Source organism: Parviterribacter kavangonensis (assembly GCF_056863335.1).
Map to the genome: position 1 here is coordinate 791,260 of NZ_JBXPJA010000002.1, position 20,539 is coordinate 811,798.

Sequence of the window (20,539 nt, forward strand, 5' to 3'; positions counted from 1 at the left end):
CGGCGTCTGCTGCACGCAACGGGCAGGAAGATCCCCGCGCGCGGGGTGGCGGGTGCGCGCCGGGAGGAGCAGGCTGCGTCACATGGAGACCAGCGACACCCTCGCGCCCGTCGCGCACGGGCCCCGCGATGGCGACGCAGCCGGTTCCGCGCAGCGCAACCGAGCCGCGGCGCGGCAGTGGATCGACGCGTTCAACGCCCGCGACGACGACGCCGAGGCGGCCGCCCGGACCGCCGGCTACATCGCGCATCCGCCCGAGAGCATCGGGACCGAGGCGCTCGACAGCGACGCCTGGGTCGCGTTCCTCGGCGTCTTCCTCGAGGGCTTCCCGGACCTCCACCTCGAGGTCGTCGACGCCGTTGCGGACGAGGGGATGACCGCCCAGCGCATCGTCTTCACCGGCACGCACACCGGGTCGTTCCGCGGGCTTCCGCCGACCGGCCGGCGCGTGCGCTTCTCCGCCATCGAGATGAGCCGGATGTCGGACGGGAAGGTCGCCGAGCACTGGGTCCAGCTCGACTCGCTGACGCTGTTCGACCAGCTTGGCCTGTTGATCGTCCCCGGTCCGCGGCTGCTGCCGCGGCTGCTGGCGGCGCAGGCCGCGCGCGTCGTGGGCCGTCTCAGAGCACGTCGGTGACCGGGAACCGCGGGTCGGCGTCGAGGCACGCGGCGGCGAAGAGCGCGGTGCCGACGTCACCGGTGAACAGCGAGAACCTGCGGCGGCCGTCGGCGGCCGCGAGCAGGTCGGCCTGACGGAGCGCGTGGACGGCGAAGCGGCGGGCGCGGTGCAGCCAGCGCTCGTCGCCCGTCCGCGCGAACGCCTTGAGCAGCGCGAAGCCGTTGCCCGCGGTGCCGTGGCAGAGCCCGTGGCCCTTCTCGTCCTTGTGGGCGCCGGCCCGCCAGACGAGCTCGGCGCCGGCGAGGACGAGCTCCTCGTCCATCCACTCCCACGCGCCCATGAGCACGCCCGGCGCGCCAGTGCAGAACTGCAGGCAGATGCGCCCGTCCCGCGGCCGGATCAGCGTCGGGCGCGGCGTGCCGGGCCAGTTGGCGAGGCCGCCCTCCCGGACGGCGTGCCGGGCCAGGACGGCCGCGGCGTCGCGTGCGAGGGCGTCGTCGTGCTCGACGCGCAGCAGCCCAAGCACGTTCCCGGCGAGGCCGTGCAACGTCGTCAGGCCCCGGTAGTCGTCGTCCTGGCGCCACAGGCCGTCCTCGCCGCGGCGGGCCCGCAGCGCCGCCGCCGTCCGGCGGGCCGCCTCGTCCCAGCGCTGTTCGCCCGTCCGCTCGCCCATCGCCAGCGCGGCGAGCAGCGTGCCGGGCGCGCCCCAGCCGAGGTCGTCCGTCGGGTGGTCGACGTTGGCGAGCACGAGCGCGTGCAGCTCGTCGGCGATCGCCGGGTCCGAGGTCAGCCGGTGAGCGGCGAGCAGCGGCCCCGTCTCGCCGTTGAAGAGCGACGCCGGGTGGTAGTGCTCGTCCGCCGCGAAGTCGGGCTCCGCCCGCTTGAGCTCGACCGTCCGCAGCGCGGCGGCGGCGAGGTCGAGCGACGTCTCCGCGTAGCCCCGCCGGCGCAGCTCGTCGAGTGCCCACACCACACCCGCCGCGCCGACCCACAGCGCCTTCAGCGGCAGCGGCTCGTCCTCGCCGTCCCACTCGTGCGCGGGCCACAGCGCCTCGGGATCGAACGCCGCGTCGGTGTCGTGGACGATCGCCGCGATCGCGTCCTCGACGCGCGCGGGATCCCACGGCTCGTCGATCAGCGGGTCGAACTCGTGCGGCTCGTAGAGCATCCGACTGCACGCTAGCCGCGTAGCCTTCGCCGCATGAGCGGACCGCAGGGACCTGTCGAGCCGGCGGTCGCCGCCGAGCGACCGATCGACCCGCACGTGCGCATCGGCCACGTGCACTTGCGTACGGCGGACATCGACCGCGTGCGCGACTTCTACGTCGGGATCATGGGCTTCGACGTCGTCTTCGAGGCGCGCGCCGTGCCCGGCTGGGGGACGACGGGCGACATCCTGTTCGTCTCCGCGGGCGGCTACCACCACCACCTCGGGTTCAACACCTGGAAGTCGAAGGGCGGCGGGCCGACGCCCGACGGCGTCGCCGGCCTCCATCACGTCGCGCTCAACTTCTCCTCGAAGGCACAACTCGCGACGACGGTGAAGCGGCTCGTCGACGCGGGCGTGGAGCTGCGCCAGCTCACCGACCACGGCACCCACCTCGCGGTCTACCTCTCGGACCCTGACGGCAACGACCTCGAGCTCGCCTGGGACCGGCCGTTCGACGAGTGGCCGGAGCTCACCGAGGAGAACCTGAAGTTCCTCGACCAGCCGCTCGACCGCGACGAGCTGCTCGCCGCCGCCGGCTGACCCCGGACCGGCAAGCTGCGCTGACGCCGCTGCTGGCGCGTCAGCGCAAGGGCGGGGGCGGATCCGATGCCGGGGGTCCACCGATCGGCCGATCCCTGATGCCGGGGGGTGGGGGACAAGAACGGGGAACCCCCCGATGGCAGCCCGGCCCGGAGGGCGCAAGATCGCACCATGTCCGTGATCTCGCTCTCCCGACGTGCAGGCCGTTGGAGCGTGCGGCACCGTCGCCGGGCCATCGTCAGCTGGCTCGTCCTGACCGTGCTCGTCACCGCCGCCGGCGCCGGGGTGGGCCTGACCACGCTCGGCGTCAACGAGAAGAACTCCGGCGAGGCGGGGCGCGCCGATCGCGTCCTCAACGCCTCCGGCTTCGAGCAGCCCGCGCGCGAGCGGGTGCTCGTCGAGGGCGCCCCCGCAGCCGTCAAGCGCGCCACCGCCGACGTCGAGCAGCGCCTGCGCTCCGCCGGCGGCGTCGCCTCGGTCGCCGCGCCCGAGGTGGCGAGCGGCGGCGGTGCCGCGCTGGTCGAGGCCGTCGTGGCGGGCTCCGCCGACGACGCGCCCGACCGCATCGGCCCGCTGACCGCCGCGGTCGACGCCGCGCGCGACGCGAACCCCGCGGTGAAGGTCTCGCAGTCGGGCGACGCGTCGCTGGCGAAGGCCGCCGACGAGCTCGTCCAGGACGACTTCACCAAGGCGGAGCTGTCGGCCGTGCCGATCACGCTCGCCATCCTGCTCGCCGTCTTCGGCGCGCTCGTCGCCGCCGTCGTGCCGGTCGTGCTCGGCCTGTCCGCGGTGATGGGCGCGATCGGGCTGATCTCGCTCGCCAGCGCGGGCGTCGCCGTCGAGGAGTCGGTCGGGTCGATCGTCCTGCTCGTCGGCTTGGCCGTCGGCGTGGACTACGCGCTCTTCTACCTGCGCAGAGAACGGGAGGAGCGGGCGGCCGGCCGCGGGCACGAGGCCGCGATCGAGGCGGCCGCCGCCACCTCGGGTCACGCGGTGATCGTCTCCGCCACGACCGTCGTCGCCGCCGTCTCGGGCATGTTCCTCTTCGACAGCGTCTGGTACCGCTCGTACGCGGCCGGCATCGTCGTCGTGGTCGTCCTCGCCGCGTTCGCGTCGCTGACGGTGCTGCCCGCCGTCCTGTCGTGGCTCGGCGACCGGGTCGAGAAGGGCCGCCTGCCGTTCCTCAAGAAGCGCAGCGCCGCCGAGCCGTCCCGCGTCTGGGGCGCGATCCTCGACCGGGTCCTGCGCCGCCCGGCCGTGTCCGCCGCGCTCGCCGTCACCGTCCTGCTGGCGCTCGCCGCGCCCAACCTCGGCCTGCACCTCGCCGAGCAGGGCCTCGACGGCATGCCGCGCGACGTCCCCGAGGTCGCGGCCGGCAAGCGCATCCAGGACGTGTTCCCCGGCGGCGCCGCCCCGGCGGTGGCGGTCGTGTCGGGCGGCAGCGTCACGCACGGCGCCGGTGCCGCGGGCCTCGGCGACCTGCAGCGGATGGTCGCCGCCGACGACCGCTTCGGCGGGCCCGCCCGCGTCGAGGTCAACCGCGCCGGCGACGTCGCCCGCGTGCTCGTCCCGCTGCGCGGCGACGGCACCGATGACGCGTCGGAGCGCTCCCTGACCGCCCTGCGGGAGGACGTCCTGCCCGGCAGCATAGGGCGCGCCGGGCTGCATGCCGAGGTGACCGGCCCGACCGCCGCGTCCGTCGACCTGCGCGACCAGACGATGGGCAAGGGCCCGTGGGTCATCGCGCTCGTCCTCGCGCTGTCGTTCCTCGTCCTGATGGTCGCCTTCCGGTCGGTCGTCGTGCCGCTGAAGGCGGTCGCGCTGAACCTGCTGTCGGTCGGCGCCGCGACGGGCGTGCTCGTGCTCGTCTTCCAGCACGGCTGGGGCGACTCGCTGCTCGGCTTCGAGGCGACCGGGTCGATCTCGACGTGGGTGCCGGTGCTGAACTTCCTGCTGCTCTTCGGCCTGTCGATGGACTACCACGTGTTCATCCTCAGCCGGATCCGCGAGGCCGTCGACCGGGGCATGAGCACGCGCGACGCGGTCCACCACGGGGTCCGCTCGACGGCCGGCGTGGTCACGAGCGCCGCGCTCGTCATGGTCGGCGTCTTCTCGATCTTCGCGACGCTCTCGATGATCGAGATCAAGCAGATCGGCGTCGGCCTCGCGGTCGCGGTGCTGCTCGACGCGACGCTCGTCCGCGCAGTGCTGCTGCCGGCGACGATGACGCTGCTCGGCGAGCGCAACTGGTGGCTGCCGAAGTCGCTGCAGCGCCGGCTCGGCCGCCCCGCGCCCGAGACCGCTCCCGCGCCCGCCGCCGCCTAGCGGGAGACGACCGCCAGCGCCTCGATCTCCACGCGCATGCGGGGATCGAGGAGCTGGGTGACGACCATCGTGGCGGCGGGGCGCACGTGCCCGAGCACCTCGCCGTGCGCCCGGCCGACGTGCTCCCAGTCCTCCGCGCGCGTGATGTACATGCGGGTCTGGAGGACGTCGGCGAGCGTCGCGCCCGCCTCGGCGAGCGTCGCCTCGAGCTTGCGCAGCGCCGCGATCGCCTGCGCGTGGGCGTCGTCGCCGCCGACGACCTCGCCGTCGGCGTTGAGCGCCGTGAGGCCCGCCGTGGCGATGAGGTCGCCGGTACGGGCCGCGGCGCTGAAGCCGATCGACTCGGCGTACGGCGAGGAGGACGGCACGCGCATGCGGACGATCGTCACACAGCGATACCCCAGGGGGGTACTAGGATCGCGGTCATGACCACCTCAGCCAAGCTCGCCGGGTTCGCCGCCGTCCTCGCCGCGGCGTTGGGCATCGCCGCCCTGGCCGGCTCCCTCATCGGTCCAGCTCCCTCGGAGGACGAGGCCGCCGCGGAGACGCACGGCGGCGGCGGTATGGAGGAGGAGCACGCCGCGCCGGATCCCGTGCGCGGGCTGGCGGTCGCCGAGAACGGCCTGCGCCTCGTCGTCGACACGCCGGAGCTGCGCCGGAACGAGCCGGCCACGTTGCGCTTCCGCGTCGTCGGCGCGCACGGCGAGACCGTGCGCGACTTCGACGTCGAGCACGAGAAGCGGATGCACCTCATCGTCGCCCGCCGCGACCTCACCGGCTTCCAGCACCTCCACCCGCGCCAGGCGTCCGACGGCTCGTGGTCGACGGACGTGCAGCTGCCCGACGCCGGCTCGTACCGCGTGTTCGCCGACTTCGCGCACGACGGCGAGAAGACGACGCTCGCGTCCGACCTGCGCGTCGACGGCGCGGCCCACCTGCAGCCGGTCCCGGAGCCCGCGCCGACCGCGGTCAGCGACGGCGGCTACGACGTCCGGCTCGACGGCGGCGCGCCGCGCCCCGGCGAGGAGGCGGACCTGGCGTTCACGATCACGAAGGACGGCGAGGAGATCACGCCCGAGCCCTACCTCGGCGCCGCCGGCCACCTCGTCGCGCTGCGCGAAGGGGACCTCGCGTTCCTCCACGTCCACCCCGAGGAGGGCGACCGGGCGCGCTTCATGGCGACGTTCCCCACGACCGGCCGCTACCGGCTGTTCCTCCAGTTCAAGCACGAGGGCCGCGTCCAGACGGTCGCGTTCTCGACCGACGTCGCGTGACGTTCGGCGGCGGGCTGTCGATTCGGCGGCCCGCCGTTCGTCTCCTCATCGAGAACAGGCCCTTGAACCGAAGCGGGCCGCGATGATGGAGGAGCCCATGCGCTACATGCTCATGACCCACGTGCCCGGCCGCCCCGAGGCCGGGAACCCCGACGCGGAGGCCGCCTACTCGGCGGTCGCCGCGTTCCACGAGCGCGCCGTCGCCGAGGGCGCGCTGGTGTCGTCGGACCCGCTGGCCGACCCGGCGAGCGCGGTCACCGTGCGCGTGCAGGACAGCGGCGAGCCGCTGGTGACCGACGGGCCGTTCGCCGAGACGAAGGAGTGGCTCGGCGGCTACTTCGTGCTCGAGTGCGCGGACCTCGACGAGGCGCTCGACTGGGCGGCGGCGTTTCCGACGGCGGCGGTCGCGCCGATCGAGGTGCGGCCGGTCGTCGAGCGGCCGGGCGCCCGCGCCGGCGAGCCCGACGGGCCGTCCGACTACATGCTGCTCATCCACGACGACCCCGACGGCCTGGGGGCGGTGCCCGAGGACGAGCGGGCGGCGATCTCGGCCGAGTACCTGGCGGTCGCCGGCGCGCCCGGCGTCACGGGCGGCGCGCAGCTGCACCCGGCGTCGACCGCGACGCTCGTGCAGGTCCGCGACGGCGAGCGGATCGTGACCGACGGGCCGTTCACCGAGACGAAGGAGCAGGTGGGCGGCTACTACCTCGTGCACGGGGACCGCGACACCGCCGTCGGGCTCGCCGCGCGGATCCCCGCGGCGCGCATGGGCGGCGCGATCGAGGTCCGTCCCGTCCTCGGGCGGTAGGCGATCCTCGCGCAGGTCTTCCGCGACGAGCACGGCCGCGTGCTCGCCTCGCTGATCGGCTTCCTCGGCGACTTCGACCTCGCCGAGGACGCCGTTCAGGAGGCGTTCGCGCTGGCCGCCGAGCGCTGGCCCCGCGACGGGGTGCCCGCGAGCCCGCGCGCCTGGCTCATCACCACCGCGCGCAACCGGGCGATCGATCGCATCCGCCGCGAGCGGACGCTCGCCGAGAAGACGAAGCTGCTCGACGTCCCCGAGCCCGTGCCCGCTCCGGCCGACCCCGACGACACCGCGTTCCCCGACGAGCGGCTGGAGCTGCTCTTCACGTGCTGCCATCCCGCGCTGGCGATCGAGGCGCAGGTCGCGCTGACGCTGCGGACGCTCGGCGGGCTGGAGACGGCGGAGATCGCGCGGGCGTTCCTGGTGCCCGAGGCGACGATGGCGCAGCGGCTGGTGCGGGCGAAGCGCAAGATCAAGGCGGCCGGGATCCCGTTCCGCGTGCCGGCGCCCGAGGTGCTGCCCGACCGGCTCGCCGCCGTGCTCGCCGTCGTCTACCTGATCTTCAACGAGGGCTTCGGCGGGCGCGGGGACCTCGCGTCCGAGGCGATCCGGCTCGGCCGTGCGCTGGTGGAGCTGATGCCGGACGAGCCCGAGGCGTTCGGGCTGCAGGCGCTGATGCTGCTGCACGACGCGCGGCGGGCGGCACGGTTCCGCGACGGCGACCTCGTGCTGCTCGGCGATCAGGACCGGACGCTGTGGGACCGGTCGGCGATCGCCGCCGGGCGCTCAGCCCTCGACCGGGCGATCGCGCTGCGCGGCCGCGGGCCGTACGTTGTCCAGGCGGCGATCGCCTCGCTGCATGCCGACGAGCCGCGGGACTGGGCGCAGATCGCCGCGCTGTACGGCCGGCTCGAGGAGCTGACCGGATCGCCCGTGGTCGCCCTGAACCGGGCGGTTGCCGTCGCCGAGGCGTCGGGCCCCGAGGCGGCGCTGCCGATGCTCGACGCACTCGAGGGGCTCGACACCTACCACCTGCTCCACGCGACCCGCGCCGACTTCCTGCGTCGCCTCGGCCGGAGCGACGAGGCCCGCGCGTCCTACGCGAAGGCGCTGTCGCTTGCCACCTCCGATGCCGACCGGAGGTTCCTCGAGCGGAGGCTGGCGGAGATCTAGCGGGCCCAAGCGGGTTCGTCGCCGCCTTGATCGTGGGGCCCGTGGGCCCACGTCGGGGCGCCGGGCGGGCGGACGAGCGTCACGCCCTCGAGCTCGACGAGGAACGGCTCCGGGTCGGGCGGCGGCGCAGCTGGCTTCTGCGCCCGCGGCGCGGTGAGAAGCGCGTGCGCGGTGCGGGCGAGCGCGAGGCGCGCGTGGAGCGGCCGGCCGGTCGTGACGCGCGAGGTCAGCCCGCGCAGCGCGGCGGCGGCGACGAGGTAGCCGGTCGCGTGGTCGAGCGCCTGAACGGGCAGCGCGCCCGGCCGGCCATCGTCGCCCTCGATCGTCGCGATGCCGGTCGCCGCCTGGACGAGGCTGTCGAACCCGCGCCTCCGCGCCCACGGACCCTCGTGGCCCCAGGCCGAGAGCGAGACCGTGACGATGTGCGGGTGCGCGGCGACGTCGAGCCCGGCCGCCTCGAGCGCTCCGGGCCGGTAGCCGTGCACGAGCACGTCGGCGCCGGCGAGCAGCTCGTGAAGCGTGTCGCGCTGCGTCCGGATGTCGAGCCACGCGCCGCGCTTGCCCGGCCCGCCGTCGAGCGCCGCGAGCCGCAGGTCGGGCAGCCACGGCGGATCGAGCCGCAGCACGTCAGCCCCGAGCGCCGCGAGGAACCGCGTGCCGACCGGCCCCGCGATGACCCGCGTCATGTCGAGCACGCGCATGCCCGGCGGCCGGTCCACCGCGTCGCCGGCGGAGACGTCGAGCCACGGCATCGCCGCGACCGCCGCGCCCTGCGGATGCGCGAGCCACTCCTCCGCCGTCCGCACCGCCGCCGCGCAACCGCCTTCGGCGACGACAGCCTCCTCGACGGCGAGAGCCGGCCGCTCGGCGATGACGCGGAGAGCGCCCTCGTCGTCGTCGGCACCCGTCGCGCGCAAGACGGCCGCCCGGTGATGGGGGTAGTTGCCGTGCAGCCGGATCCACCCGTCCGCGGTCTCGGCGAAGCGCGAGAGCGGCGCGAAGGCGGGCGGGAGGTCCTCGGCGACGCGAAGATGGCGCTCGCTCGCGAAGGCGACGGCGAGGTGGTCGCGGTCGAGGGCGACCGGCCGCGGCTCCGCGCCCCTCCGCGCCGCCTCAAGTTCCGACGCCGCGAGCAGCGCGCTCCCGACGGTCGCCGAGGCGAGATCGTCGACCGGAAGGCGCGCAACGAGATGCGCGAGCCCGTCGTCTCCGGCGTCGACCAGGCCGAGCAACGCGGCATCGCCGCCCAACGATGACCAGGCAACCGGCAACAAGGTGGGGTGGAGGATCCCACGACTACCTTGGATCCCGAGGGTCCATGGGCACCTGGAACGCGTACATCTGCGGCCACTGCGGTCACGACGCCGGGCGGTTGCTCGAGGGTGGCGGGGATCTGTGCGGCCGCGTCGTGGCGCACTGCGCCGATTGCGACGAGCTGGTCTCGGTCGTGGTGAAGGTCGCCGACGCGCCGGACGAGGAGGGCGACACGCCGGTGCTCGCGGCGCTGCGCGCGCAGGCCGGCACGTGCCCGCGGTGCGGCGGGGCGCATCTCGAGACGCCGAAGCAGCGCGGCCGGCTGGCCAAGAAGCTCGAGTGCCCGCGCTGCGGCGACCCGCTGCTGCGCACCGCCGGCGGGCACTGGGCCTGAGCCGTGGAGCGGCTGCAGCGCGCCGCTCTCTACGCGGGCGGGTTCCTCGGGCCGTTCGGCGGCGGCGTCCTGACCGTCCTCATCCCGGACCTGCGCACCGAGTTCGGCGTCTCGACCGGCGTGGCGAGCCTGGTCATCCCCGCGTACATCGTCCCGTTCGCCGCGCTGCAGCTCGTCTCGGGGACGATCGGGGAACGGTTCGGCGCTGCGCGGACCGTCCGCGCCGCGTACGTCTTCTACGCGCTCGCGTGCCTGCTCTCCGCCGCTGCGACCGGGTTCGGCCTGCTCCTGTTCTCGCGCGCGCTGCAGGGCTTCGCCAACGCGTTCACCACGCCGCTGCTGCTCGCGGCGCTGGCCGGCAGCACGCAGCCGCTCAAGCTCGGCCGCGCGATGGGCACGTTCGCCGCCGTTCAGACCGCGGGGATCGTGTCCGCGCCGCTCGTCGGCGGGCTGGCGGGCGCCGTCGATCTGCGGCTCGCGTTCATCGGCCCGGCGCTCGCGGCGATCGTCCTGGCGGTGGTTCCGCTGCCCGGCCTCGCCCGCGACCCGCACGCCGAGCCCCCACGGCTACGGTCCGCGGTCAACCGCCGCGTCGGGTGGCTCGCCGCCGCCGCGTTCATGTCGTACCTCGCGGTGACCGGGCTCGGGTTCCTCGTCGCGCTGCACGCGGCCGACGAGTTCGGCCTGTCCTCGACCGACCGCGGCCTGCTGCTCGCCGGGTTCGGCCTCGCGGGGGTGATCGTCGGGCCGTTCGCGGGGACGCTCGTCGACCGGCACGGGCGGGTTCCCGTCACGCTCGCGGGCACGCTGGCCTGCGCGGTCGTGGTGCCGGTGCTCGGCCTCGTCGACACGGCGGCGCTGCTGGCCGCGACGTGGGTCGTCGCCGGCCTCGGCTCGCAGCTGCTGTGGACCGGCCTGAACACCTCGGCGGTCGAGGCGGCGCCGAAGAACCGCGGCGGCGCGGTGTCGTTCATCGGCGCCTGGAAGTTCGCCGGCAACGCAGCGGGCCCGGCGGTGTGGCTGCCGCTCTACGCGGGCCACCCGCGGCTGGCGTTCGGCCTCGCGGGAGCGGTCTGCCTGCTGATCGCGGGCGCGGTGCGCGAGGCCGCCTAGCCGGCGACCGCGAACCGCATGGGGATCCCCCACGGGTCGCGGATGAGCACCGACCCGGACGGCTCACGCACCACCGCCGAAGCGCCGTCCTTCTCCGCGCGCGCGGCGACCGCCTCGACGTCGCTCGCCTCCGGCAGCAGCACGGTCCAGACGCGCAGGCCGACGGTGTTCGGCGGCATCGCCGGCACGCCCTCGCCTCGCCACACGTTGAACCCCAGGTGATGGTGGTAGCCGCCGGCTGACACGAACGCAGCGCTGCCGAGGTTCGCGATGAGGTCGAACCCGATCACGTCGCGGTAGAACGCGAGGCCCTGCTCGATGTCGCCGACGTGCAGGTGCAGGTGCCCGACGGCGAGGCCCGGCTCGGCGCGCTCGGTCGGCTCGTGGCCCGCGACGAGCCCGAGCAGCGAGTCGGTGTCGAGCGGCTGCGGCCCGCGCGAGTACGTGTCCTGGACGGTCGGCCACTGCTCGCGAGGGCGGTCGGCCGCGAGCTCGAGCCCGTTGCCGTCCGGGTCGGCGAGGTAGATCGCCTCGTGCGTCTTGTGGTCCGACGCGCCCTGGATCGGCGTGCGCGTGATCGCGAGCCGCTGACCGACGCGGGCGAGCTCGAGCCGGCTCGGATAGAGCAAAGCGACGTGGTAGAGGCCGGCGGTCCCGCCCGCGCTGCCCGCGGTCGGCTCCTCGACGAGCACGAGCACGTCCTCGCCGCCGGCGCCCAGCGCGGCGACCCCGTCCTCGTTGCGGTGCACGGTGAACCCGAGGACGCCGGCGTAGAAGTCCAGCGCGTGGTCCAGGTTCGTCACGGTCAGCTCGGCGGGGCCGAGGCGCAGCCCGTCCGGCAGCAGGCCTGAGCCGGCGGGACGCGTGGAGGACCAGGTCGACGCCATGCCTCCAGTGTTGCCCACGCGCCGAGTTGCGAAGAAAGCGGATCGGTCGATCCGCTTGTGGTACGGTTCGCCTACAACCGGATCGTGCGATCCGTTTATCCGCCGGCTCCGCCGCTCCGCTCCTCTCCCATACGAAGGAAGGCCCCTCGTGCCACGTGCCCGTGCCGCGAGCCCCTGGCTCGTGCTCGTCCTCGTCTGCTTCGCGCAGTTCATGGTCGTCCTCGACGCGACGATCGTGAACGTCGCGCTCCCGTCGATCCAGACCGACCTCGACCTCGACTCCGCTCAGCTGCAGTGGATCGTCAACGCGTACTCCCTGCTGTTCGGTGGCTTCCTGCTCCTCGGCGGTCGTGCCGCCGACCTGCTCGGCCGCCAGCGGGTGTTCCTCGCCGGCGTCGGCCTCTTCACGTTCGCCTCGCTGCTCAACGCGTTCGCACCGAGCGGCGAGCTGCTGATCCTCGCCCGCGGCCTGCAGGGCCTCGGCGCGGCGCTCGTCTCGCCGGCGGCGCTGTCGATCATCACGACGACGTTCGCCGAGGGCTCCGAGCGCACGCGCGCGCTCGGGATCTGGAGCGCCATCGCGGGCGGCGGCGGCGCGGTCGGCCTGCTGCTCGGCGGCGCGCTGACCGAGTGGCTGTCGTGGGAGTGGGTCTTCCTCGTCAACGTCCCGGTCGGCATCGCCGCGTTCGCGCTGTCCGCGCGCTACGTGCCGAACACGGTCGCCGAGCATCGGACCCGCATCGACCTCGCGGGCGCCGCGAGCGTCACCGCCGGCCTCATCACGCTCGTCTACGCCATCGTCAAGGCGCAGGACTGGGGCTTCGGCGATCCGCGCACGCTCGGCCTGGCCGCCGTCGCGGTCGCGCTGCTGGGCGCGTTCGTGGCCATCGAGCGCCGCCGCTCCGCGCCGCTCATCCGGCTCGGCATCTTCCGCATCCGGTCGCTGCTGGCCGCGAACGTGGTGATGCTGCTCGTCGCGAGCGGGCTCTTCTCGATGTTCTTCTTCGCGTCGCTGTACGCGCAGCAGATCCTCGGCTACGGGCCGCTCGAGGCCGGGCTCGCGTTCCTGCCGGCGACCGCCGCGATCATGGGCGGCGCCGCGGCCGCGCAGCCGCTCGTCCGCCGGTTCGGCGCCCGCAACGTGACGCTGGCCGGCCTCACCGTCGCGGCCGTCGGCATGGTGCTGCTCACCGGCCTGTCGGTCGGCGGCTCGTACGCCGGCAGTCTCATGCCGGGGCTCGTGCTGCTGTCGATCGGCATCGGGATCGTCTTCGTGCCGATCACGCTGATCGCCACGACGAACGTCGGCGACGAGGACGCCGGGCTCGCGTCCGGCCTGTTCAACACGTCGCAGCAGATCGGCGGTGCGCTCGGACTCGCGGTGCTCTCGACGCTCGCCGCGAACCACACGGCGTCGGTGGGGAACACGCCCGCCGGGCTCGTCGAGGGCTGGCAGGTCGCGTTCACGGGCGGGGCGGTCGTGATGATCGCCGGCGTGGTCCTGCTGGCGCTGCTGCTGCGGCGCCGCGACGTGGCGCACCTCACGGGCGCCGAGCAGCCGGTCCTCGCTTGACGCATGCGCGGGCTTCGCTCAACTAGGCTCGGCTGCGTGGCCGAGCGCACCCTCAGAGCGGATGCCCAGCGCAACCTGGAGCTCATCCTCGAGGCCGCCAGCGAGGCGTTCGCCGAAGGCGGCCTCGAGGTCGGCGTGGCGGACATCGCCCGCCGCGCCGGGGTGGGGACCGCGACGATCTTCCGCCGGTTCCCCACCAAGGAGGACCTCATGCTCGCGGTCCTCGAGCTGCGGTTCGAGGAGGTCATGGCACCGCTGCGCGAGGCCGCCGAGGAACCGGGCGGCCTCGACGTGCTCAGGCGGGTGCTCGAGCAGACGGTCGAGTTCCAGATCTGCGACAAGGGGTTCTTGGAGAGCGCGGCCAAGGACGTCCTCGTCAACCACCCCCGCGTCGTCGCCGCCCGCAACGAGTTCATCGACCTGATCGGGAAGATCGTCTCGCGCGCGCAGGAGGCGGGGGAGATCCGCCCGGACGTCACGCCCGAGGACATGCCGTTCCTGCTCCACGGCCTCGGCCACGCCGCCCAGATGGCGCAGGGCGCCTCCGGGGACCTGTGGCGCCGCTACCTCGATCTGCTGCTCGACGGCCTGCGGCCCGACGGGGCGCGACCGCTCGGGGTCGCTCCACCGACGCGCGCGCAGGTCGATGCAGTCGCCACGAACGAGCACCAGCGCGGCTAAACTCACTGGGTTCCGTGTTCTCAACGCGCGCGGTTCGAGAGCGCGTGCGCCGGAGGTGTTATGGCAGTCGAGGAGAAGGTCGAGTTCGAGGGCGAGGTCACCGAGGCCCTCCCCAACCTCATGTTCCGCGTGACCCTGGACAACGGTCACGAGGTCCTGGCGCATCTCGCCGGGAAGATGCGGCGGTTCCGCATCCGCGTCCTGCCGGGCGACAAGGTCCGCGTCGAGGTCTCGCCGTACGACCTCTCCCGCGGCCGGATCGTCTACCGCTTCAAGTAGTCAGCGGTCGTCAGGACCGTCGCGAACTCACCATCGAGGTTCGCGGCGGTCACCTCGGCAAGGTCGTCGGCCGAGAAGACGCGGCCCGTCGGGCCGCGCAGGTCGAACGTGTGGGTCGCGTCTATGACGAACTGCACGTCGTAGCCGAGGTTCCCGCCCATCCGGGCGGTCGTCTCGCAGCACATGTTCGTCTGGATGCCGCAGATGGCGATCCGGTCGATGCCCCGTTCCTGCAGCCAGGCGTTCAGGTCGGGCTCGCCGAGGAACGCCGAGTTGACGTCCTTGGTGACGAGCACGTCGGGGTCTCCGCTGACGACCTCCTTGAACTGGTTGCCGGGCGTGCCGCTCTCGAGCGGCGAGCCGGCCTCGACGGAGTCGTGGCGGACGTAGACGAGCGCGTCCCCGCGCTCGCGCGCGTCCGCGATGAGCCTGGCGACGTTGTCCTCGCAGGCCGGGATGTTGCGGGCGCCCCAGAACGAGGCGTCCTCGAAGGCCTGCTGGACGTCGACGACGATGAGCGCGGAGTCGGGCATGGTCGGCCCATCATCGCGTCTGTAGTGTCGCGCCGTGCAAACGCGACGCACGTTCCTGGGTCGTGCCGCGGGCGCCGCGGCCGGGCTCGCTCTGGGGGCGGACGCGACGGTCGCGCTGGGCGCTTCGGGGCCGGAGCACCTGCTCGGGTTCACGAGCGCCCGCAAGGAGCTCACCGTTGGCGCGCTGCCCGTCGAGGGCTCGCTGCCGTCGTGGCTCGGCGGGACCCTCGTGCGCAACGGGCCGGCGCTGTGGGAGGTGGGGGAGCGGACCTTCGAGCACTGGTTCGACGGGTTGGCGATGCTGCACGCGTTCTCGTTCGGGCGCGGGCGGGTGTCGTACCGCAACCGGTTCCTGCGGTCGTCGGCGTGGGAGGCGGCGCGGACGTCGGGCGAGATCCGGTTCTCCGAGTTCGCCACCGATCCGTGCCGGGCGATCTTCAACGGCGCGCAGGCGATGTTCTCGGTGGCGCCGGTGCCGAACGCGAACGTGCACGTCGAGCAGCTCGGCCGCCGGTTCGTCGCGCACACCGAGCTGCCGCTGCCCGTGCGGTTCGACCCGGTGACGTTGCGGACGCTCGGCGTCGGTGGCCGGGAGATGCCGCTCGCAGTGACGGGCACCGCGCACCCGCACCACACGGCGTCCGGTGGGCGTGTGGCGTACGAGATCCAGCTCCTGCCGCCGGCGGCGTACGTCGTGCGGGCCGGCTCGCGCGAGCTCGGACGCGTCGGGGCCGAGCGTCCCGCCTACATGCACTCCTTCGCGCTGACGAAGCGCTACGCGGTGCTGGTCGAGCAGCCGTTCACGGTCGACCCGATGAAGTTCGTCACGGACTGGGAGCCGTTCATCAGGAACTTCCGCTGGGACGGTGCCGAGGCGACGCGGTTCCACGTCGTGTCGCTGGCCTCCGGCCGTGTCGTCGCGTCGGTCGAGGCGCCGGCGTTCTTCACCTTCCACAACGTCAACGCGTTCGAGGACCGGCGCGGCCGGGTCGTCGTCGACCTGCTCGCGTATGGGGACCCGTCGATCATCGACGCGCTCTATCTCAAGCGGCTGCGGCGGGGCGACCGGACGCCGCGCGCGCGGTTCCGCCGGTTCGTGCTCGACGTCGGCCGGGCGCGGCTCGCGTCGGCGACGACGCTGAGCGACGCGCGGTTCGAGCTGCCGCGCGTCAACTACGGGCGGGTCAACGCGCGGCCGTACCGGTACGTCTACGGCGCGGGGCTGCGCACGGACCGGTCGCGGTTCCTCGACCAGGTGGTGAAGGTCGACGTCGCGAGCGGCGAGGCGCGGACGTGGCACGAGGACGGCTGCTTCCCGGGGGAGGCGGTGTTCGTGCCGTCGCCCTCGGCATCGCGGGAGGACGACGGCGTCGCCCTGTCGGTCGTGCTCGATGCGAAACGGCGGACGTCGTTCCTGCTCGTGCTCGATGCCCGGACGTTCACCGAGCGGGCGCGGGCGGCCGTCCCGCAGTGGGTTCCCTTCGGCTTCCACGGAGCGCACTTCGCGTGAGCGATCGGGTGCGCACGTCGTCGAACCAGCCGGCCGGGCCGGGTGCGTACATCGGCGCGTTCCTCGGGCTCGCCGGCTCCGCCTGCGCGCTGACGCTCGTCTTCCTGTCGATGCGGTCGGTCATGGACGTCGGGGGCGCGTGCGCGGACGGCGGGCCGTACGTCAGCGCGCAGCCGTGCCCGGACGGCGTGGTCGAGATGATGCTGCTCGGGATCTTCGGCGGGCTCGTCGCGCTCTTGGTGTACGGGCTCTCGGCGGCGCGCCTCGGCCCCGGCTACGCGGGCCTCGTCGTGTGGGCGTGGCCCGCTCTGTTCCTGAGCCTCGGCTGGAACTTCTGGGAGTACGGCCTCAACCCGCCGGATGGGAGCGGGGCGGAGGCGGGCTGGATCGTCTGCGGCGTCCTGTTCGTCCTGATGGGCGGCCTGCCGGCGGTCTTCCTCATCAAGACGCTGCCGTCGAACCTCTGGCCGAAGGACGACCCGCCGCGCGAGTCCTCCGGTGGCATCCTCGGAGGCTTCGCGCTGACTCCCGCCGCCGCGGCGCCGGCGCCCGCGTCGGAGATGACCTTCTCCGCCGCCCACATGCGCCATGCCTCCGCGACCGAACCGGTCTTCGACGGGACCCCGCCGCCAACGACCACGACGTCTCCACCGCCCACCGCCGCGCCGCCGCCGCCCACCGCCGCGTCTCCGCCCGCGGTCCCCAACGCGCTCGACGTCGTCACGCGGCTCGAGCGCCTCGTCGCGATGAAGCAGCGTGGAGAGCTCACGGAGGCCGAGTACGAGCTCGCGAAGAAGGCGGTGCTCGCCGGTGAGTGACGCCCGCCGCCTCGCGATCCTCGTCATGCTCCTCACCGCGATCGCCGCCGGGATCATCCTCGGCACCTGGCTCTTCGACGAGGTCACCGGCTAGACACGCTGTCCGGCATCGACTCGCTCCGCGGCCCCTGCGCGCCGCTCTCCGCGGCCGCCCGTCCCGCCTCTTTCGGCGGCGTCCGCCGCGTCTCGCGCGGGAGGTTTGGCGCCGCCGCGTGGTGGTTCCCGCGCCCCCATCCACGTTCCCGGTGAGGACGGATCGTTGAGGTGATGGTGGTTCGGGTGGGTCTGGGGGTAGCTCGGAGGCGAGGACGGCTACATTGAACGGCGGCCCGTCCCGAAGGACCTCCGTGACCCCGAACGCCCCCGACACCCCGAGCGCCGAAGAGCGCGCCGACGCCCCGGACCAGGCTGCCGCCGAGACGCAGCCGACCGCGGGCGGGAACGGGCACATCGAGGAGCCGCGCGCGGCGGAGCAGGAGCAGGCTGCGGGGGCGGAGACGCCCACCGCCGAGGCCGAGACCCCTTCGGAGACGGCGCCCGCGACCGCCGACGACACCGTCGTGACCGAGGCCGGCGAGGCGACCGCGTCGCCCGCCGCCGACGAGCAGACGGTCACCGAGGCCGGCACCGCCGACGCCGTCGCCGCCGAGGGCAACGAGACCCCCGCCGCGCCCCCGGCGCCCGAGGAGGTCACCGCCGCTGTGACCAAGACGGACGCTTCGCCGGAGGCCCCCGCCGCGGAGATCGAGACCGGTTCGGCGCCGCAGGCCGCCGAGACGTCCTCTCCCGAGGCCGAGACGACGCCTTCGCCCGAGGTCGAGACGGGTTCCGCTCCGCAGGCCGTGGAGACGTCTTCATCCGACGAGACGTCTTCGCCCGAGCAGACGCCTTCTCCCGAGGCCGCTTCCTCGGAGGACCAGCCGACGGTCGGGCCGAAGATCATCACCGACTGGACGCCGCCGACGCCGACTCCGGCGCCTCCGCCGGCCGCTCACGGCACGGGTGCGGTGAAGAGCGAGAAGCCGCGGCGCCGCCGCCGGCTCAACGCGACCCAGCGGCATCGCAACATCTTCTTCGCGCGGCTCAACGAGTTCCGCCGCCAGGCTCAGTCCGGTGGCGACGGCGAGGCCGCGCTGCAGCCCGACGCGCCGGAGACGGAGGGCGCCGCCGAGGGCGCGGAGGCTCCGGTCGAGGCGACCGCTCCGGCGGAGACCGCTGCGGACGCGACGCCCGAGACGACCGCCGAGACCTCTTCCGAGGCGCCGGCCGAGACCTCTTCCGAGGCGGCCGCGGAGACGTCTGCCGAAGCGCCCGCTGAGACCGCCGACGCTGGCGCTGAGACCTCTTCCGAGGCGACCGCGGAGACGTCTGCCGAAGCGCCCGCTGAGACCGCCGACGCTGGCGCTGAGACCTCTTCCGAGGCGACGGACGCGACCGCCGAGGCCTCTTCGGACGCGGCCGCCGAGGCCTCTTCGGACGCGACCGCCGAGACCTCTTCGGAGGCGACGGCCGGTGACGAGTCGGGCGAGGCAGGCGACTCCTCCTCTCCCGCCGCGGAGGCCGCGGACGTCCAGGGCGAGGCTCACGAGCAGCGCCGGACTTCCTTCCCGCCGCCGGCGATCGACCGGCCGCGCCTGATCGCGGCGATCGATCGTGCGGGTGGTCCGGAGGTCGTCGCCGAGGCGCTGCAGCCCAAGCGCGACGAGAACGACCAGCCACTCAAGTGGGCGACCGTCTGCGCGGACGCCTGCAAGGGCATGAAGCCCGGCGATCCGGTCTTCAACGCGTGGGTCCGCCTCGCCGCGACGCCCGTCTCGGCGATCAAGAACGAGCTCGGCCTCCCGACCGGCCGGGACAACCGTCGCGGTCGCGGCCGTGGCCCCGGTGGCCGTGGCGGCGAGCGCCGTCCGCCGCGCCGCGACGACTTCGGGCGCACTCCGCGCGATCGCGTCTCCCGCGAGGACCTCGAGCGGCTCGGCACCGGCGGCACCGTCGGCGCCAACATCCGCATCATCGGCCCCGGCGACGACGACAAGAAGGAGCGCGAGCGTCGTCGCAAGGAAGAGCGCGAGAACAAGCGCCGCGCCGAGCGCGAGCGCCTCGCGCGCCTCGGCTACTAAGCCTCAGCCGCGGACCCTCCCGGACCCTCCGGTCTAGTACGGGTTCTTCGGCGTCCGGTCCTCGGAGAGGGTCGGGCGCGTCCTCAGCACGAGGTTCTCGATCGCGTCGGCGAGGTGGACCGGCTCGATGTTGTAGTCCTCGCGCTCGACGCGCAGCTTGTGCGCCTCGAGGAGCACGTCGGCGTGGGTGCAGCCGTGCGGCGGCTCGAAGCGGTAGGACGCGAGCTCGATGAGCAGGCCCAGCGGGTCCTTGAAGTAGATCGAGTCCATGAAGCCGCGGTCCTTGACGCCGCTGTGCTCGATCCCGCGCTCGTCGAGCCGCTCTACCGCCTGGCGGAACGACGCGTTCGAGAGCGAGAACGCGATGTGGTGCACGCAGCCGGCATCGGTGGGCGTCCGGGAAGGATCCGGCGACCGCTCCTCGTTCGTGAAGATCGTGATCAGCCGGCCGTCGCCCGGATCGAAGTAGAGGTGGCTCTCCGAGGCGCGATCGAGGTTCGGCTGCTCGAAGATGAACGGCATCCCGAGCACGCCCTCCCAGAAGTCGATCGACGTCTGACGATCGGCGCCGACGAGCGTGATGTGGTGGACCCCTTGGCTCTGCAGCTTCCGCACGCGCCGACCCTACCCCGTGGTTGGATGGAACGCATGATCGTCACCGGCGTCGACTTCGTCTCCGTCCCCACGCAGGACCTCGAGCGAGCGGTCGCGTTCTACCGCGACACGCTCGAGCTCCCGATGTCCGTGCACATGCCCGACCGCAACTTCGCCGAGTTCGAGACGGGCACCGTCACGCTCAACGTCCACGATCCGAAGCGCATGGGCATCGGCGAGTTCAGCGTGAACCGCAACCACATCGCCCTGCACGTCGACGACGTCCAGCAGGCGCGCCAAGCGCTCGAGGGAAAGGGCGTCTCGTTCATGGGCGACGTCTTCGACACCGGCGTCTGCCACATGGCGTTCCTCACGGACCCGGACGGGAACGCGCTCATGCTGCACCACCGCTACGCCCCGAGAGCCGCGGCGGACTAGCTACCGCTCGAGCGGCGCGACGGGCAGCCCCGCGGCGCGCCAGGCCTGGAACCCGCCGTCGAGGTCGGTCGCCTGCGTGAAGCCGAGGTCGTGCAGCGACACGGCGGCGAGCGACGACGCGTAGCCCGCGTCGCAGAACAGGATCAGCCGCCGCCCGAAGTCGCGGGACAGCACGGGATCGGCGGCCGAGGACGTCGGATCGACGCGCCACTCGAGCACGTTGCGCGGGTACCAGATCGTGTCCGGGATGACCCCGTCGGCCACCCGCTGGTACTCGGAGCGGATGTCGACGAGCAGGGCGTCGCCGCCGGCGACCGCCGCGGCGGCCTCGGCCGGATGGGGGCGCGACAGGCGCGCCCGCGCCGACGCCAGGAGCTCTGCGATGGTGGTGCGTGCCAC

22 protein-coding genes are annotated in these 20,539 nt (G+C 73.8%); 15 read left to right on the forward strand and 7 right to left on the reverse strand.

Annotation, left to right across the window (positions count from 1 at the left end):
• Positions 1 to 82 precede the first annotated feature (82 nt).
• Positions 83 to 637: an ester cyclase gene (locus AC1UE4_RS19365; RefSeq protein WP_482918949.1), complete on the forward strand. Its 555-nt coding sequence runs from the start codon at positions 83 to 85 to the stop codon at positions 635 to 637.
• Here AC1UE4_RS19365 and AC1UE4_RS19370 read toward each other — a convergent pair.
• Positions 621 to 1,787, reverse strand: a complete 1,167-nt coding sequence (locus tag AC1UE4_RS19370) for a lanthionine synthetase LanC family protein (protein ID WP_482918950.1) — start codon at positions 1,785 to 1,787, stop codon at positions 621 to 623. The two genes, AC1UE4_RS19365 and AC1UE4_RS19370, sit on opposite strands and share 17 nt — an antisense overlap.
• A gap of 33 nt (positions 1,788 to 1,820) precedes the next feature.
• Between AC1UE4_RS19370 and AC1UE4_RS19375 the strand changes: the two genes are divergently transcribed.
• Complete coding sequence (locus AC1UE4_RS19375; protein WP_482918951.1) at positions 1,821 to 2,369, forward strand: VOC family protein; 549 nt, start codon at positions 1,821 to 1,823, stop codon at positions 2,367 to 2,369.
• A gap of 213 nt (positions 2,370 to 2,582) precedes the next feature.
• Positions 2,583 to 4,694 carry an MMPL family transporter gene (locus tag AC1UE4_RS19380; RefSeq protein WP_482918952.1) on the forward strand — a complete coding sequence of 704 codons (2,112 nt, stop codon included), beginning with the start codon at positions 2,583 to 2,585 and terminating at the stop codon, positions 4,692 to 4,694.
• On the opposite strand, the gene AC1UE4_RS19385 is transcribed toward AC1UE4_RS19380, so the two are convergent.
• The gene (locus AC1UE4_RS19385; protein ID WP_482918953.1) at positions 4,691 to 5,068 is read right to left on the reverse strand and encodes a Rid family hydrolase; all 378 of its coding nucleotides are present in this window, start codon (positions 5,066 to 5,068) and stop codon (positions 4,691 to 4,693) included. The genes AC1UE4_RS19380 and AC1UE4_RS19385 overlap by 4 nt on opposite strands.
• A gap of 51 nt (positions 5,069 to 5,119) precedes the next feature.
• Between AC1UE4_RS19385 and AC1UE4_RS19390 the strand changes: the two genes are divergently transcribed.
• From AC1UE4_RS19390 to AC1UE4_RS19400, 3 genes are all read left to right on the forward strand, one after another.
• A complete protein-coding gene (locus tag AC1UE4_RS19390; protein ID WP_482918954.1) occupies positions 5,120 to 5,968 on the forward strand; it encodes a DUF8832 domain-containing protein in 849 nt (282 codons plus the stop codon).
• Positions 5,969 to 6,065: 97 nt separating this feature from the next.
• Complete coding sequence (locus AC1UE4_RS19395; RefSeq protein ID WP_482918955.1) at positions 6,066 to 6,776, forward strand: YciI family protein; 711 nt, start codon at positions 6,066 to 6,068, stop codon at positions 6,774 to 6,776.
• A gap of 3 nt (positions 6,777 to 6,779) precedes the next feature.
• The gene (locus AC1UE4_RS19400; RefSeq protein ID WP_482919054.1) at positions 6,780 to 7,946 is read left to right on the forward strand and encodes an RNA polymerase sigma factor; all 1,167 of its coding nucleotides are present in this window, start codon (positions 6,780 to 6,782) and stop codon (positions 7,944 to 7,946) included.
• Here the strand turns inward: AC1UE4_RS19400 and AC1UE4_RS19405 are convergent.
• Positions 7,943 to 9,196: a CoA transferase gene (locus AC1UE4_RS19405; RefSeq protein ID WP_482918956.1), complete on the reverse strand. Its 1,254-nt coding sequence runs from the start codon at positions 9,194 to 9,196 to the stop codon at positions 7,943 to 7,945. The genes AC1UE4_RS19400 and AC1UE4_RS19405 overlap by 4 nt on opposite strands.
• A gap of 68 nt (positions 9,197 to 9,264) precedes the next feature.
• Between AC1UE4_RS19405 and AC1UE4_RS19410 the strand changes: the two genes are divergently transcribed.
• A complete protein-coding gene (locus AC1UE4_RS19410; RefSeq protein WP_482918957.1) occupies positions 9,265 to 9,594 on the forward strand; it encodes a hypothetical protein in 330 nt (109 codons plus the stop codon).
• A 3-nt stretch (positions 9,595 to 9,597) separates the two neighbouring features.
• Complete coding sequence (locus AC1UE4_RS19415; RefSeq protein ID WP_482918958.1) at positions 9,598 to 10,707, forward strand: MFS transporter; 1,110 nt, start codon at positions 9,598 to 9,600, stop codon at positions 10,705 to 10,707.
• Here the strand turns inward: AC1UE4_RS19415 and AC1UE4_RS19420 are convergent.
• Complete coding sequence (locus tag AC1UE4_RS19420) at positions 10,704 to 11,594, reverse strand: VOC family protein (RefSeq protein ID WP_482918959.1); 891 nt, start codon at positions 11,592 to 11,594, stop codon at positions 10,704 to 10,706. The genes AC1UE4_RS19415 and AC1UE4_RS19420 overlap by 4 nt on opposite strands.
• A 148-nt stretch (positions 11,595 to 11,742) precedes the next feature.
• On the opposite strand from AC1UE4_RS19420, the gene AC1UE4_RS19425 reads away from it, so the two are divergent.
• The 3 genes from AC1UE4_RS19425 to infA are packed head-to-tail and all read left to right on the forward strand — an operon-like array spanning position 11,743 to position 14,127.
• A complete protein-coding gene (locus AC1UE4_RS19425; protein ID WP_482918960.1) occupies positions 11,743 to 13,167 on the forward strand; it encodes an MFS transporter in 1,425 nt (474 codons plus the stop codon).
• A 36-nt stretch (positions 13,168 to 13,203) separates the two neighbouring features.
• Entirely contained in the window at positions 13,204 to 13,848 is a 645-nt protein-coding gene (locus AC1UE4_RS19430; RefSeq protein ID WP_482918961.1) for a TetR/AcrR family transcriptional regulator, read from the forward strand.
• Between the two features lie 60 nt (positions 13,849 to 13,908).
• Entirely contained in the window at positions 13,909 to 14,127 is a 219-nt protein-coding gene (gene infA / locus AC1UE4_RS19435) for a translation initiation factor IF-1 (protein WP_482918962.1), read from the forward strand.
• Here infA and AC1UE4_RS19440 read toward each other — a convergent pair.
• Entirely contained in the window at positions 14,112 to 14,660 is a 549-nt protein-coding gene (locus AC1UE4_RS19440) for a cysteine hydrolase family protein (RefSeq protein ID WP_482918963.1), read from the reverse strand. The genes infA and AC1UE4_RS19440 overlap by 16 nt on opposite strands.
• 34 nt (positions 14,661 to 14,694) lie before the next feature.
• On the opposite strand from AC1UE4_RS19440, the gene AC1UE4_RS19445 reads away from it, so the two are divergent.
• The 3 genes from AC1UE4_RS19445 (at position 14,695) to AC1UE4_RS19455 (ending at position 19,108) form a co-directional block, all read left to right on the forward strand.
• A complete protein-coding gene (locus AC1UE4_RS19445; RefSeq protein WP_482918964.1) occupies positions 14,695 to 16,170 on the forward strand; it encodes a carotenoid oxygenase family protein in 1,476 nt (491 codons plus the stop codon).
• Positions 16,167 to 16,988 carry an SHOCT domain-containing protein gene (locus AC1UE4_RS19450; protein WP_482918965.1) on the forward strand — a complete coding sequence of 274 codons (822 nt, stop codon included), beginning with the start codon at positions 16,167 to 16,169 and terminating at the stop codon, positions 16,986 to 16,988. The genes AC1UE4_RS19445 and AC1UE4_RS19450 overlap by 4 nt, the downstream gene beginning before the upstream one ends.
• Positions 16,989 to 17,335: 347 nt before the next feature.
• A complete protein-coding gene (locus tag AC1UE4_RS19455; RefSeq protein ID WP_482918966.1) occupies positions 17,336 to 19,108 on the forward strand; it encodes a DNA polymerase III subunit gamma/tau domain-containing protein in 1,773 nt (590 codons plus the stop codon).
• A 33-nt stretch (positions 19,109 to 19,141) separates the two neighbouring features.
• Here the strand turns inward: AC1UE4_RS19455 and AC1UE4_RS19460 are convergent, their stop codons facing one another.
• On the reverse strand, positions 19,142 to 19,723 hold the full coding sequence (locus tag AC1UE4_RS19460; RefSeq protein ID WP_482918967.1) for a VOC family protein: 582 nt from the start codon (positions 19,721 to 19,723) through the stop codon (positions 19,142 to 19,144).
• A gap of 24 nt (positions 19,724 to 19,747) precedes the next feature.
• On the opposite strand from AC1UE4_RS19460, the gene AC1UE4_RS19465 reads away from it, so the two are divergent.
• Positions 19,748 to 20,140 (forward strand): VOC family protein, encoded by a 393-nt coding sequence (locus AC1UE4_RS19465; protein WP_482918968.1) that lies wholly within the window; start codon positions 19,748 to 19,750, stop codon positions 20,138 to 20,140.
• On the opposite strand, the gene AC1UE4_RS19470 is transcribed toward AC1UE4_RS19465, so the two are convergent.
• Positions 20,141 to 20,539 (reverse strand): rhodanese-like domain-containing protein, encoded by a 399-nt coding sequence (locus AC1UE4_RS19470; RefSeq protein WP_482918969.1) that lies wholly within the window; start codon positions 20,537 to 20,539, stop codon positions 20,141 to 20,143. It abuts the gene before it with no gap.